Source organism: Paenibacillus sp. FSL R10-2788 (assembly GCF_038003885.1).
Classification (GTDB): Bacteria; Bacillota; Bacilli; order Paenibacillales; family Paenibacillaceae; genus Paenibacillus_AQ; species Paenibacillus_AQ odorifer.
This window is the reverse complement of record NZ_JBBOQA010000001.1, coordinates 3,620,671-3,635,779: the sequence shown is the minus strand read 5'-3', so window position 1 is coordinate 3,635,779 and position 15,109 is coordinate 3,620,671. Positions and strand designations below refer to the sequence as shown.

Annotated in this window: 14 protein-coding genes; all 14 read right to left on the bottom strand. The window is 44.5% G+C overall.

Annotated features, from left to right (window positions below; genetic code table 11):
• Entirely contained in the window at window positions 1-1,494 is a 1,494-nt protein-coding gene (locus NSQ50_RS16015; RefSeq protein ID WP_076223737.1) for an SMI1/KNR4 family protein, read from the bottom strand.
• 771 nt (window positions 1,495-2,265) lie between these two features.
• Window positions 2,266-3,123: an ABC transporter ATP-binding protein gene (locus NSQ50_RS16010; RefSeq protein ID WP_036677009.1), complete on the bottom strand. Its 858-nt coding sequence runs from the start codon at window positions 3,121-3,123 to the stop codon at window positions 2,266-2,268.
• Window positions 3,124-3,132: 9 nt separating this feature from the next.
• On the bottom strand, window positions 3,133-4,146 hold the full coding sequence (locus NSQ50_RS16005) for a FecCD family ABC transporter permease (protein WP_036677010.1): 1,014 nt from the start codon (window positions 4,144-4,146) through the stop codon (window positions 3,133-3,135).
• Complete coding sequence (locus tag NSQ50_RS16000) at window positions 4,143-5,168, bottom strand: FecCD family ABC transporter permease (protein ID WP_051490946.1); 1,026 nt, start codon at window positions 5,166-5,168, stop codon at window positions 4,143-4,145. The genes NSQ50_RS16005 and NSQ50_RS16000 overlap by 4 nt, the downstream gene beginning before the upstream one ends.
• A 74-nt stretch (window positions 5,169-5,242) precedes the next feature.
• Window positions 5,243-7,213 carry an AraC family transcriptional regulator gene (locus NSQ50_RS15995; RefSeq protein WP_038571339.1) on the bottom strand — a complete coding sequence of 657 codons (1,971 nt, stop codon included), beginning with the start codon at window positions 7,211-7,213 and terminating at the stop codon, window positions 5,243-5,245.
• A gap of 437 nt (window positions 7,214-7,650) precedes the next feature.
• Window positions 7,651-7,899, bottom strand: a complete 249-nt coding sequence (locus tag NSQ50_RS15990) for a hypothetical protein (RefSeq protein ID WP_038571336.1) — start codon at window positions 7,897-7,899, stop codon at window positions 7,651-7,653.
• 59 nt (window positions 7,900-7,958) lie between these two features.
• Window positions 7,959-8,510, bottom strand: a complete 552-nt coding sequence (locus tag NSQ50_RS15985) for an NADAR family protein (protein WP_038571333.1) — start codon at window positions 8,508-8,510, stop codon at window positions 7,959-7,961.
• Between the two features lie 2 nt (window positions 8,511-8,512).
• The gene (locus tag NSQ50_RS15980) at window positions 8,513-9,400 is read right to left on the bottom strand and encodes an NUDIX domain-containing protein (protein WP_076141273.1); all 888 of its coding nucleotides are present in this window, start codon (window positions 9,398-9,400) and stop codon (window positions 8,513-8,515) included.
• A 26-nt stretch (window positions 9,401-9,426) separates the two neighbouring features.
• The gene (locus NSQ50_RS15975; protein WP_036677020.1) at window positions 9,427-10,437 is read right to left on the bottom strand and encodes an AAA family ATPase; all 1,011 of its coding nucleotides are present in this window, start codon (window positions 10,435-10,437) and stop codon (window positions 9,427-9,429) included.
• Complete coding sequence (gene pnuC / locus NSQ50_RS15970) at window positions 10,434-11,114, bottom strand: nicotinamide riboside transporter PnuC (RefSeq protein ID WP_076223731.1); 681 nt, start codon at window positions 11,112-11,114, stop codon at window positions 10,434-10,436. Before pnuC ends, NSQ50_RS15975 begins: the two co-directional genes overlap by 4 nt.
• A gap of 385 nt (window positions 11,115-11,499) precedes the next feature.
• The gene (locus NSQ50_RS15965; protein ID WP_036677025.1) at window positions 11,500-11,952 is read right to left on the bottom strand and encodes an NUDIX hydrolase; all 453 of its coding nucleotides are present in this window, start codon (window positions 11,950-11,952) and stop codon (window positions 11,500-11,502) included.
• Window positions 11,953-11,985: 33 nt separating this feature from the next.
• The gene (locus NSQ50_RS15960) at window positions 11,986-12,294 is read right to left on the bottom strand and encodes a hypothetical protein (RefSeq protein ID WP_036677026.1); all 309 of its coding nucleotides are present in this window, start codon (window positions 12,292-12,294) and stop codon (window positions 11,986-11,988) included.
• Window positions 12,295-12,356: 62 nt separating this feature from the next.
• The gene (locus tag NSQ50_RS15955; protein WP_076223728.1) at window positions 12,357-14,009 is read right to left on the bottom strand and encodes a DUF6138 family protein; all 1,653 of its coding nucleotides are present in this window, start codon (window positions 14,007-14,009) and stop codon (window positions 12,357-12,359) included.
• Window positions 14,010-14,053: 44 nt separating this feature from the next.
• Window positions 14,054-14,980, bottom strand: a complete 927-nt coding sequence (locus tag NSQ50_RS15950) for an ADP-ribosylglycohydrolase family protein (RefSeq protein WP_036677031.1) — start codon at window positions 14,978-14,980, stop codon at window positions 14,054-14,056.
• Window positions 14,981-15,109: the final 129 nt, after the last annotated feature.

The window sequence follows — 15,109 nt, the reverse complement described above, 5'->3', positions numbered from 1 at the left end:
TTAATCTTTCCATGTTACCTGCCATCCATAAGACTGAAGTTTAAAGTATTTATTAAACTCCGCGACTACGGACTTCGCGTTCTCTTTCGATGTTGCATGAAATATAGTTATATCGACTATATTACAGTCTGAAATTTCCTCCAAACCTTTAAGTCTTGATGCATCTACTCCAATCTGCTTTAGACTCATACAATTTTTGAGTATTGTTAAATCTCCAACCGGATAAGTGAACTGCTTTAATTTCTTCAATTCTCCTATAACCTCTATATGTGATTCATCTATTGCACAGCTATCTGTCTCAAAAACCGTTAGATTCTTTAAAGCTTTTAAGAATGATAAATGTGGTATTGTCACTTGTTTGAGCTCTAGTTTTATTAACTTACTAAGGTTTGAAATATAAAGCAGGTCGCCAACCTCCATTTCTTCTAAACTTAGTTCCTTCAAATTTTTTATAGTTCCTATTAATCCCCTATCAATTGAGTTCATTCTACATAATCTCAAACTCTTTAATTTCTTTACATCTTTCAGTGTATGTATATCTTTTAATGGAAGTCCTATTAATGTTAGCTTCCTTAACCCATCTAAAGAAACCAAGTACTTCAAATCAGACTCTTTAAAAGCTTCTGATCCTATCACAAGTTCTGCTAAAGAAGTCAACCGTTTAAGTACATCAAAATTAGTAATTTCATCCGCATGTATAATAAGTTCTTTAAGATTAACCATATGGGTTAAAATATCCAAAGATATTGCTCCGTATTTTTGAGCTTGATCAGCTCTAATAAATACCATTCTCTTTTTTTTCAATGTTTTTGAAGATACAAAACCACTTTCAACATCGTCTTTAAAATACTCTTCCCAAAATCCGCTTACAGGGATAAGGCTGTTCTCTTCGATATTCCAATTAGTCAAAGCTAAAATATCATCTAACAAACTTCCATTTTCACGAGATAATATGATTACATCATCTTCTTCACGAATGCCAATACTACTATTTCTGAGGCTCGAATCAATAAATTCAAAGAAATGCCCCAAACTTTCAGCAATAACATAGGAAAAATGAGAATTATGATCTAACGTAATAATTTGCCCATAAACGCCTTTATTTCCGGGGTCTAAATCTATTGCCAAAAATGAGCCACCACCATCTTCAGCAAAAGGAATCCAGCCTTCTCTGTAGTTCCCATCTTTTATTACATCTGATTTGCTGGATATAATATCGTAAGCTGATTCCAAAAGGGACTTCCAGTTGCTTACTATCGATTCAATGTTCATCCAACCAAGACCAGCCATAATGCCAAAAATCTGCTCTCCTTCTCCATTAAAATTCATGTATAACTTTCTGAAATCTTCTGGAAATTTACAGTTCATCATGCTCTCGAAAAGATCTATTTCTGATTCCTCAACTGCTGGATTCAGTAATTCCTCTACATTTGGTATATGCGATTTTAATGTCTCAATAAGTAAACACTCTTCTTTTTTATTAGCTAATGTCATATAGTGGCCCCCATTCTACAGAGTCATAATAGTTTCAGTAAACATCCTTGGTTGATCATCAATCATTTTGTTATGATTCATCTTCAACAGTTCTATCAATAATTAATTCTAACTTACATATGGAGCATCTATTTCCCAATTTAGCAATATCGTATCATGAATTTGTAAATATTGTTGTATTAAGTCATATACAAAAACCTAAGAGTCATCTTAGGGGTTAATTTTATCTCTATATAAACTTCAATCACAACTAATTTTTCACCCTATTTATGGTACGGTTCAGCCCGATTTGTCCTCACCGCGGGATACATCTGTTCCAAGCTTTCAGCCACGTTTAGATTTTATTGTGATTGTGCGCCCTGAGTCTGAACCAGCTGATCTTCTCAACTGCTGTGTTGCGGTCTCCATCTGCAGTTTCCGGGCAATCTGCTTGTTGCACATTCCTCTGATACCTTCAATAGTCCTCCTTGCTTCATTTAGAGTTATATATACTGGTTTTCTCAAATTAATCATGTAACCTAGTGCTCCGAATAATAAAAAAAAAGCCCGCAAGCTAGGTACCTGCGGCTTTGAATATTATTTAGGATATGTTGTTATTTATTATTATCTCTCCCCTCTCCAACAAAGCCCTAGCCCCCTGTTATGGAGTTGCTTGTGGAAGCTACAGCAAAGGCTATATGCGTTGAATCGTGGCTATCACGACCCCGGTAAATCCAATGCCTAACTGCAGCCAGTATTTCCGTGCGCCTAGGAGGACACGCTATGCGATTTTCAAGTGGAAATCGCCTCTTTCTGTTCCTTAGCTTTTGGGAATCCTTGATCTACTCCTTGTTCTCTACGACTATCACGCATGAGCTCGTACGTCACATAAACCGGTCGCCCTGTTCGTGGTTCCAGCATAATCTCGGCATCAATGGCAAACACCTCACGCAGCGTCCGTACCGTCATTACACGCTCTGGCGAACCATGCTCCACCACCTGGCCCTCACGAATCGCCACCATATAGTCGGAGAAGCGTGCTGCCAGATTCAGGTCATGCAACACCATCACAATCGTCACCTGTTGACTGCGATTCAGTTCATAGAGCAGTTCCAGCACTTCAAGCTGATGCGCCAGGTCCAGATAGGTGGTGGGTTCATCCAGCAGGATCAGATCGGTTTGCTGGGCGAGCGCCATCGCAATCCATACGCGCTGACGCTGACCGCCAGATAGCGTATCGATCTCACGATGCTCAAACGCTGTAAGCTGTGTAACCGATAGGGCCCAGGCTACTACTTGTTTATCCTCTTTGGAGAGCTTGCCGAAGCCCCGTTGATGTGGAAAACGCCCATAGGCGACTAATTGACCGACCGTCAAACCGCTTGGTGCGGTCGGCGTCTGCGGCAGAATCGCCATCTGCTTGGCCACTTCCTTGGTGGACAGCGTGCGGATATCTGAACCATTCAGATAAACCGTACCATTATTCGTCTTAAGCAGCCGACCAACTGCCTTTAGTACGGTTGATTTACCGCATCCATTGGGACCAATAATCGAGGTAATCTGTCCACGCGGAATCTGCAAGTCCAGTTCTTGTACGATAAGCGTGTCATTATAGGCAATATCGATTTGTTGCGCTGTAATACTTTCCATGACGTCCTCCTAATTGGCCTTCGATAGTAAATAAAGAAAGTACGGAACACTGATGACCGTAATGACAATTCCCGTCGGCACATCTCCCCCCAGGCTAACCGTGCGCGTAATCGTGTCAGCAAGTACCACGACTAATCCCCCGGTCAGGCTGGCAGCGGGAACGAGCAATTTGTGATCGGGCCCGACCAGTTTTCTTGCCATATGCGGAGCGATCAAGCCAACGAAAAAGAAGCTTCCGCCCACTGCCACACTGCCAGAGGATAAAGCAACCGCAGCGACCGACAACCCCAAAAACTGCTGCTTCACGGCAAGACCCAGCCCTTCTGCCGTCTGATTGCCCAGATGGAGGGTGTTGAGTATGCGAGACTTGTAGAAAATATAGCCGAGTAAAATCAATACCCATGGTGCCAGTACGGAAATATAACGCCAATCAGCGCCCCACAAGCTTCCCGCCAGCCAGTGCAGCATGAAATCCATCTGCGAATCATTCAGATTGAGAGTCAGGAAGGTGGTCAGCGCTTCATACCCGCTTCCGAGTGCGACCCCGGTTAAGATCAAACCGATTGGCGAAATATCTCGCCCACGGCGATACGATATTAAGAAGATCAATCCCGCCGCCAACAATCCGCCAACAAAGGCCAGTAGTGGCAGGGCTATAAAGGAGCCCTTTCCTGTCGATGCGATGAATACGACGAAGAACAGGACAAACAAACCCGATCCCGAACTAATCCCCAGCGTCCCCGGACTAGCCATGTCATTACGCAGCAAACTCTGCATCACGACCCCAGCCGCTCCCATTCCCAGGCCTACCAAGATGGACAGTGTGATTCGTGGCAGGCGAAAATCGAACACGATCAGATTTTGCTTGTCTGTACCGTTTCCCAGGAGAACATTCAGCACTTCTAGCGGTGAAAGATTCATTTTGCCAGAATTCATGCTAATGACAGCAAACATAAGGATGAGCACCATAAGCACTATATTGACGATTATGCCCCTTTGCACCGTATAACGCTGCTTGATCATTCAGCTTCCCTCCTTTGCTTGCGAGCCAGGAAGAGAAAGTACGGCACACCAATGATAGAAAATATAATGCCAATCGGTGTTTCGAACGGCTTATTGATCAAGCGTCCAGCCAGATCGGCCGACACGGTCAGCAACGCACCATATAGCGCAGCTGCCGGAATAATGTAACGATAGTCGACACCGATCATGTATCGCACAATATGTGGGGTAATCAGACCAACAAAACCGATGGGGCCAACTAAGACAACAGCCAATCCAGTCAGCACGAGCACGATAATCGTCGATAACCCCTTGACCAGTCCGCTACGAATACCGAGACCACTTGCCACATCATCCCCCAAACTGAGCAGTGTAACAGAAGGAGATAGCGCCAGCGCCAGCAGCACACCACCAACAAATAGCGGTGAGATAATCAGCAATTCCCCCCACTTGACCCCCGCTGTACTGCCTGCCGTCCAAAATGCCAATGCTCGACCCAGGTTATAATTGATCGCTAAATACTGACTGAGTGCGCCAAATAGCATGGAGATGGACAGTCCTGCCAGTACCAGCCGCTGAGGCGTCATCCCGCGCTTGCCCAGTGACGCGATGAAATAAGTGATCCCGGTCGCGAGCGCTGCTCCCAGACAAGCAAACAGCATCATCTGCCCATACGAATAACCCGGCAGAAAGGCCAGGCAAAGAGCAATCGCGAATGCTGCCCCAGAGCTGATCCCCATCAGCCCGGAGTCGGCCAGCGGATTGCGCGTCGTTCCCTGCATAATAGCCCCACATACCGCAAGGCTGCACCCGACGATCAGATCGGCTACGGTACGCGGAAGACGTAGGGTTTGAATAATTTGATGCTCAGTGAGCGTTGGATCAAATCGGAAAATAGCCTCCCATGCAGTCGCTAACCTCATGTCGGCGGCACCGAAGCTAATCGACGCCGCCGACATGAGAACCGTTAATCCAAGCCCTACCACCATGTACATGGTGAAGTTCACCGCCCCACGGCGTTTTTGTTCAGGCTTGTTTTTCATTACGTTTTCCTTTCCTTACCTACTGACAGTCATATTTGTAAATTGGAGTACTTCTTAATACCTTGTCAAAACCCTTATTGAGGCATTGCCAGCAATTGTTTGATAATATGATCAATCAATGCACTGGAAGTCATTATATCCGTGGACCAAGATAGCGATGTACCCACCGTTATGATCCGGTTATGTTGCACAGCAGGTAGTGATTTCCAGACCGCATTATTAGTAGGAACTTCCGTATCTCCTATAGCGATTAGATAATCCCCTATGTAAGCAGCCAATACCTCCATAGAGATATCTCCCCAATATTTATCTGCGTCAATAATATCAGTTTGAACTTTTGATGGTGCCTTCATTTTAAGTTCATTATAAACAAGCTCGCCAACCGCATGTTTGGCTCCAGCGATGTAGTTACTTTTATCACTGAATTCCCCCATAGTAATCGTCACGTCTGAAAGACCTGCATTCTGAAGGGCTAACTTCGCTTCTTCGATTTTTCCGGCATAAGCACTCAAAACAGCCTTAGCCTCTTCCTGCTTGTTCAAAACATCGCCAATAAAATGTATACGCTCTTCTGTAGTCATATCACCATAAGGGACATAAATTGTTGGGGCAATTTTGGATAAATCTTCATAATTTTCATCACCCCATGCTAAAATGATCAGATCAGGCTCAAGAGTCATGACATCTTCCGGCTCCATAGCTATTTTAATGGAGTCTGTAATCTGGTTAGCAAAAACAGCCTCTTTCCCGTCCCTTGCTGCTCTCGCCACACCTAGAGGAGTTACACCCAGGGCTACCACATCACCCACTAAGTAATCGACTACAACACGCTGAGGGTTGTTAGGCACCTTAACGTCACCCTTTACTGTGGATAGCGTTCTCGTCTGCGAGACTGCTTCTGAAGCTTTCGTCTCCGATACTTCCGGTTGTGTCGTCTGTTGTGTCTGTGCAGGGTTTGGATTTACCGTTCCCCCGTTATTCGATGGCGTTCCCGACGCACATGCCGACAATAACAGCATCAAGCTCATCGCCGCCGCCAAGATCATTTCTTTACTTCTTACTTTTCCAAACATGGTTGATTCCCCTTCTCTATAAGACTGGACTAGACCTGCTAGTTCCCTCTCATAGTAAAGAAAATGAGAATCATTATCAATACCATCAACCTGCATGGATAGTGCGTTTATTTTCCGATAATCACTTGGTGTCATCTTGTAATACTTCTTAAACATCCGAAACAGATTTTTCTCATCTGCAAAACCAGATCCTGTTGCGATCTCTTTAATGGTTGCTTCTGTATGCTTCAAGTCATGGCAGGCAGCTTCAATCCTTCTCTGAATGAGGTACTCCTGTAAGCTCATGCCTTCCTTCTTTTTGAACAGCCGCGTCAATTGCCCGCCACTGATCCCAAACATATCGGCAATTTCTTGAAACATAATCGGCTGCATGTAATGTTTATCGAGGTATATCTTGGCAGAACAAGCCGGATCTGGCTGGAGATACCGAATCTCACCACTCTCAAAATCTCTGTAGACCCCATGAATCAATTGATATAGAAAACTTTTGGCCTGCAGCTGATCCATCGCCTTGCCGCGGTTCCAGCCATTCATCATCTGTTGAAACCAATCGAGTAGCAAGATAGGATTACTTGGTGTATAACCAAACTGTTGAACAAATGGGTTCACTTCCTCCAGTAATTGCTGCAGGTGCCTCTTGAAAAAAAGAGGTAATTCTGCTTTATAAAACACCATAAAGGTCTTCACATTCTCCCCTATAGGTGAAATACTGAGCAGGCTCCCCTTCCCTCCGTGAACTAAACCAAAGCGTTCCATTCCAAATGTGGTTTCATTCAGTTGAATTTGTGCTTCTCCTCCACATGCATAGATAAACATGCTACTAGGCATTTTATACTGCTCCAACGGGTATTGGGACGCTACATTCTGAAAACGCACGTCTATTAATGTAATGATCGAACGTGTCCAAATATGGGCCATCGTATCGATCATCTCCGGTGTAAATACCTGGCTTGCTGCTGCTTCGTCTTGCATCTATCTGCGCTCCCTCATCTCACTTTTTCCATTTTATATATCACCTATCAATTGATATTGATTATCAATATCATAATTCATGAGGTAAGTATATCATCATTAAGTGACATTGGGGACAGGGGCCGAATAAATGTATAGGATCCTTATCTAGGATGCTTTCATGAACGGTCATCGTTGCATCAACCCCACCTTTAAACACAGATATCGTAAAAATGAACGTTTCAGCGGACTTCCGCTTCGAGAAATTTAGAAGAACATCGAATCGGCAATCACAAGTTCTTGCCCTGAACAAAAGACAAGAACTTGTTCCAATAAAAAAAACCGCGCCCAGCGCGGCTTCCATTGAGACTATGTTCTTGTCCTCTGACCGAAGAATCGATTCTATAATCTCAGCAGAAGATATAGTTTACAGCTAAATATCACGAAGCAGTGAAGTATTAAGCTCCTCTCTCCAAGTAGCCGCTGCAGATAACGGGGCGGTTAATGATTTCATACATTTTTTTAAGATCGGAAATGTACTCTTGGCTCCAAGTTTCAAACGAATCGAATTCCGCCATAGATATTTGATGGTACTCCGGGGAGTCGGTTACCCCCGTTAGGACCTCATATGCATAAATATTGTCGCCAAACTTTCCTACAGATTGGTATCTACCTGTTTTCAGGCGGATATAATCGGTATATCTCACGGTCTTCCCTCATCCTTTCATTGATTTCATCATGTCTATTTTCTTAATCTTGTATAAATCTAACTCCGCAGCAACTCGTCCCGCACTTCCGTCAGTGCGAACCCCAGCAGATTTCTACCCCGCCATTTCACGGGATTCTCCGCATCTGGATTGGACTGGCCCATGCCGATCCCCCAAATACGGTCCCGCGGGCTAGCCTCCACGAGGATGCGGTTCTTCGTCGAGTTAAGATAATCGTTAAGCTTCGGATTCTGCGAAAATTTGGCCAAGCTGGCTCTTTTGACGATACCGTAACATTCCTTATCCCAAATATCTTTGTCAAAGTTTTGGACCGCACGTCCAAAAGCCTTCATCTCTTTTGGGTGCTTAGCTTTAAGGATGGACTCCAGCATTTCGTCATCGCCGAACAACCTTGCCTTTTCGGCCATCATAAACTGCTCGGCGCAGGAGTACTGCGTTCCCTCTACCGTGAACGGGCACATCCACCATTGGCTGAAGCAGCTTTTATCGACGCTCCCGTCCTTAGGCGGTGTATGTCCCCAAAAAAATACGAATTTGAACTTTTTTCCTTCGTTATATACTTTTCTTAACTCATCGATATTGTAAATCATCGTTAACCCTCCAAATTTCTCCGATATAAGCGGGATGGCCTATGCCCCGCATTTTCGGTATAATGATCGGTCTCCACTACAAGATCTGCTACTTTACGCCGGAAGGCCGCCTTCAACAGCTCTTTATCCATAATTACCTCATACACCTGCTGCAGTTCCGTCAAGGTAAAAAGCATCGGCATCAAGTGCAGTGCAATATCGGTATAATTTACTTTTCCCCGTAACCGATCAATCGCGCATGCTATGATCTTCGCATGGTCGAAGGCCAATCCGTCATTCGATACGATCTCATAATCCGTGCCAGTCGATGTAGTCTTCGCTGTCATAGTCCTTGCCACGACCGCCGAAAGTTCTTCTTCTTCACTGCTTAGTTTGAGTTCGTACTCCAGCGTCTTGATGTATCCGTCCTCAATCAGCTCTTTTTGCTCCCGCAGCGGCCGATAGGATACCTTGAACCAGGCGGCGTCTGCTGCATCATCTCCTGCCTTAAGCTCCAACTTGTCGCTGTTGATCAGAGCCATATAGCTGCAGCTGATCACCCAGGTTCGTGGGTCGCGCCCGATATCACTGAACGTATACAGCTGTTCCAGATAAATGTCTTCCACACCGGTTTCCTCGCATAGTTCCCTTACTGCTGCCTGCTCAGTCGTCTCATTCGGCCGGACAAAACCGCCAGGCAGAGCCCATTTGCCCAAGAAGGGGTGAGCCCCCCGGCGAATAAGGAGGACGCGTAGCTCTTTTTCCGGCAGTTTGCGATAACTGTCAGCATCCTCTTCCGTCACAGTGAAAATAACCATATCCGTTGTCACTGAAGGCCGCTCGTAATCCTCTGCTCTGTATTGCTCCAAAAATTCGCGTTCTATAAGTCCATCCTTATCCAACAAATCCAAGTGGGTACGCCTCCTTTATATTTGATTTAACCGTTCAGCTCTCCGAAATAGTTGCCGTAGGGCTCGAACTTTGCCAACACTTCATCAACCTTGCGAATACGTTCCTCCAGGCTCCCCCGCAGCGTAATATAGGGGATCCGCCGCTCCTTCAAATCCGCGATAATCTGTTTATGAAACACATGCCGCTTCTGATCCCCACTGCGGTCCCAAGTATCGTCGTAAGGAATATCGTCAGCGCATAGGAAGAACAGATCATAACGTTGCGCGTTCTCAAGAGCGATCCGGGTTAACAGCTCTGGGGCCCGGCCGTGGTAATCCAGGGCGAACATATACGTCGTGATCGCATTGGTATCGACGAACAGAACCCGGTTCGCCTCAAGTATTGCCTGTTCTTCGCGCTCGATATGACCCACCGCGATTTCATCGAACGCTTCCAAGCCGATTCGGCGGTCCACCTGATGTTCGGTCCAATAATCGCGTCCGTATTCGTTCGCGAACGTCGTGCAATATCGCCGTGCCAGCGCTTCGGTGATCGTCGACTTCCCCGTCGACATCGCTCCAACGAACACCACTTTCGTGATCAAATCCCGGTACACGATATCACTTACGAACTCCCTGTACTTATATGGATTGGAACGGACCATCGTCGCTGAGATCGGAACCCGCTCTCGGGCTTCATCCACCCGCCGGTCTATTGCACCCAAAGAGAGACTCATATGTTTGCCGTAGAACTCGCTCGAGTAAAAATGCGTTACTTGCTCTCCGTTTAGCAAACCGAGTATATACTGTTCTTCCCGAATCTCATGCTCCCTGTCATCCGAATACCCGTCCGGACCGTCCCAAGCCTCGATTACCCGGACTTCCGGATAGAGCCTGCGAATCCAATTTGCCCGGACATGAAGCGGGATCGGGGTGACCGTCGTTTCGTAAATGACCAAGATCAATTCATCGACTTCTTGTAGTGCCGTCTCGATCATGAACTGATGGCCTTTATGCAGCGGGGCAAACTTCCCCAGTGTTAGTCCAAGCGTTTTCATGCCGCCACCTCCTTAGCCCCTTTATTCCAAATATAGTACCCGTATACTGCGTTGACCAGATACGCGCTCCACATCACGATCATCAGCAGGCCTTCTCCGCTACCCTCCAGCATACGAATCACCCACAATAGCACCGTAAAGAGATTTAGCACGATATAGACCAGCCATTGTTCCTTGAATCTTCTAACCATTAAGAAGGTCGCCCCAACAGACAGCACCGTCGTAGTAGCATCGATGTAAGGCGAGTTCTGTCCCGGAATGAACGAAAGACCAAATCCGAGGAGCAAGCAGCCGATTACACAGACCATCCCAACGAGGAGCAGACTTCTAAGATCCATCTGCCGCATGGTCAGTCTACCGTCTTTTTGGCGATTATTTTTCCACATGTAGAAGCCAATGACATTCATTGGAACGAAGAATAGCAGATTGAGCATAACCTCTCCAAACAAACCGTTAATATAGGCCAAATAAGCGTAACCGACGGTATTGTACATGCCGAAAACATAGCTCATCAGGTTGCCCTTCGCCGCAAGCACCACGCATAACACCCCAGTAATAAAAACCGTGAATCCGAATAAAGAGTCCTTTGTTATCACCGTAAACCCGACAGCGATTGAGGTAAACAGTACCAACCACGTAATTTCGAACAGATTCCAGCTACCCGCCACCTTTTTCATCTTGCATCCCTCCGCTTTTTCGACTCATTCATAGAGTGAAAAACATAAGTTTTACTTAGTATCATTTTGTTAATAACATATTGTTACTATCAAAAATAACAGAAAATCCTGCGAAGGGCAAGTGAATTCTTCCTATTTCTACAGACAGGTACTTATTCATTTGTAATGGTTCGTTATAGGATCAAGCATAAGCCCTTTGCTCTAGGGATAATTGAACTCGTCGCCAGTAAGGTATGCGTTTGGAAGTCCAGAAGGCTTCTCAACAGAACTAACTTTAATTGTGTGAAAATAAAAGAAGACCCCTAATAAAAGGGGTTTCCTCCAATCTTGTTCAACTAACGTACCAATAGGTGAACTGTTTTTTTAGGTATGTATTTTATAATTCTCACTCTATAAGGTTTACTATTCCGTCTTTATACTTAAATAAATAATCACCCTCTTTTTCTAAGAGAACAGGTAAATATTGAGCTACCATTTCAGCAATTCCTAAATTACTTGGGTTCAATATCCAATCAATTTGTTTCCAATCGAGAATACCTTCTCTCGTTATTTGTATGGGCTGATTTCCTAAATTCTTATCTACTTCGAATAAGTACAGATACAATCCATCTTTTTCCTCGCCATTTTTATCCCAGGTAATGATACCTTTTGAATAGTATTTGCTTACTTTAATACCCGTTTCTTCTAATACTTCACGTTTTGCACCATCATCAGCATTTTCGCCTACTTCATTTTTACCGCCAACACCGTTCCACACGCCCATAATTGGTGGTTTTTCACGATTCAACATTAAGATACGGTCGTCACTCTTTAAAAAACACACATTATATTGAAACACGAAATCATCTCCACAATTAAATTGTGCACTACATCAGATAAACCCGTCTTCGGGTTCACCAACATCAAATCCTAATACTTTTGTCGCTTCCAATTTAAATCTCTCTATCCAAGAATTCCAATCACCATTACTCATCTGTGCATAAAATGATAATCCACTTGGCTCTACTGAGGCCACAATAAAAATATCATCATCTTCCTGCCCGAACCAATAGGGAATTCCATTTTTATATCCTATCCAACCTGGCATACTCTCATATATATTAGTTACTTTATCCCAGACTTCATCTGATAGGTAATACCATATATTTAGATTGCAATTTTGAGAGGTTAGGTTACTCATTTGTGTCCCTCCTTTAGCCAAGATCTATTTCAGATCCTAGCTTCACTTATCTCTATATAGCATCAGCAACTTATAAGAGTCAGCAGCTCTGATAGAATAACTCTAAGCTCATGCTCCGTCTGCTCTGACTTCACGGCTTTTTCCAGCTTTGCTCGACTTCCGAATATCCGGTATAGAACCTGCTCCCGTTCATATATTTCTTTAGGAGACACCTCTCGAAGCAGCACTTCTGCTAGCTCGGCCCGATCGATCACGAAGTTTTTGACAGATCTTGCTTCCTCATTTCCTGCTAGCAGAATGTCTACTAGGACTGGTATAAGCTCAGCCTCTACACCGTGCGCATCAATAAAGGCCTCCGCATAACCATCCTGTATCATTTGGTGCTCCGTATCTACCATCTCCATATAACGAGAGATGAGTGAAAAATATTCCTTGCTATATAATCCTAATCCGAGTACAGCATAGGTACCAGGCATGACCGACTTTTCACCCGGATTTGTGTCCTTGTACCACGCATAGGGCTCCATAGCGATATTCGCATACGCAGCTAGCTTAGGATATAGAGCCGGATATGCGAGTGCACCAGCAAAAAACTGATGAAGACCTGATTTAGCCATTTTTTTTAGAGGAAGATAGTTCTTTTGTGTGCTTTTAAGCTTCAGGTAATATTCCTTCGGAAATCCTTGCTGCAGCAATTCGTTAATGTGATCTAATGCTTCTCCATAAGCTGTTTCCTCCTCGGTCAAAATCCGGATTTCAATGCTCTGGGTTACATCATTATTATCAACTTCAACACGGGTTCCTTTATATACTGGAGTGAATTTCCCGCTTCCCCCCTGAATATACTCCGCTGCGCGTTTTGAACCAAGCTGGACAGCAAGTTTCAAATATTGTTCCCGGATGTCCGGTTTCGTTTTTCCAATTTGCAGAGCGGCATATACAAAAAAGGAAAGTTGATCTGCATTCGGATCCATAATCGCCATATTCTCTTTAGGTATCCAATCCATTCTAAAGCTGCCTGTACGCACAAAATGGCGAGGAAGAAAAACATTCTGAATCCAATCATCCATAGCCGAAGTATACTGGCCAGTCCATTCGTCTAAGCGTCCCCTATTACTTCTGAGCTTGTCGGACAAACGCTCTATTAATGGGCCAACCGCATTCTCTTCCTGCTTCAAAAGATCAGGATTCATCAAGTGATGAGAAAAGAAAAACTGGTCATCAACACTCGGCAATACCGGAAGATCAGACATGATTTTGGATGTTATAAACTTCTGTAATGATTTGCGGAGTTCGTTCAGCTTCTCTTCGTTTACCAGATGCACGCAAAGCGTTAAGTCTTCGTCTTCCATTTCAAAGGAAAGTACGATCTGGAATCGGTAATCAAAAAAACGAGGACCTAGTTTATCTGATAAAAAAAGCTCCTCCACTCTCTTGCATAATGCCGGGTAAAGTTCAGATCTAATTAATTCATCCGTGAGCTCGGCGATATAAGGACCTGCTTCGATTTCATAAGAGCTGTCCGTCCAATCAAGCGGTTCTTCAACATCAATATGTATTTTTCCTTCACGCCAAGCTACTTGGAGATAATCCTTTATCCCAGCCTGAAGCTGACGATTGCCTATGAATTCATTTATTCTTATAGTCTCTTTGTTATATATGGTCATCATCTCGCTCCACACATCGTTTAAAAACCTCTGTACTGCTGCGTTCATTCCCACTCCTCCTCATAGTTAATGCTAATAGAACTTAGTACTCCTCATGCAGATTGAAGACGGAGCAGCAGTTGATCAACCAGATCTGTCTCTCGCAGCTGGTTGATCCAGCGCTGAGGGATATGCTCATAGCCATATCGGATTCCGGCAAGACCGCCTGTGATACAGGCCGTTGTATCCGTGTCGTTGCCTAAGGCAACTGCTCGTTTGACGGCATTTTCGTAGGAAGTGCAGGTTTGGAGGATCATACATGCACTGAACAAGGAATCCACGACATAACCAGATCCTTCGCCATAGAATACTTTATCAGGCTGAATGTTCTCTTCAAGCTCCCGTTCATGCTCAGGCATCTGCTGGTAGATCTTTCGAAGCTTGCTAAGAGCAGTTCGGTAGCACAGATTGAAGTCTTGCTTTTGCAACAGTTCACGTGCAATTAACACATACAAGGCACAACATACCTGATTACAGATATGTCCATGAGTTACAAGGCATTGAGTATGTGCGTTTTGAACGAGCTGCTCGTCTGTTCCTTTATGCCACAAGGCAAGTGGTAGCACGCGCATCAGCGCTCCATTCCCTTTCCCATCAGGAACCGTATTGCCACTCTCGTAAGGGGACATTCCATGGTAATAAGTAGTCAGCGTACGACTGGTTTGTATCCCAATATCAAAAACTTGTTGGGCTACTGCCCATCTACCTTCGTGATACCAATCGACCAATTTGTCTGCAAAATCAGTTAGCTCCAGTGTACCTTTATCGATCAGACTCTCCAGCAGACATAGTGCCTGCGCACCATCATCCGACCAGGTGCCTGCAGGGACATCTCGGTAGGTGGGCTGAAAGCCCACAGGAGGAGTAAACTCAATATGCTTCAGAGGTGGGAGCTGCTCCGCTGATCTGAATTCATAGGGGACACCAAGAGCATCTCCAATCAATAAGCCGTAAAGCCCACCCTTAATTTTATCCCACATGTTGTATTCTCCTTATCACTAGATATAATTTGGATCAAGTAGCCTACAAATATATAAGCCTACCCTATCAATATTTAAACTGTTTTGCATCATCTAAATAAAAATTGAAAAAATAAGCTTCCAATGAAC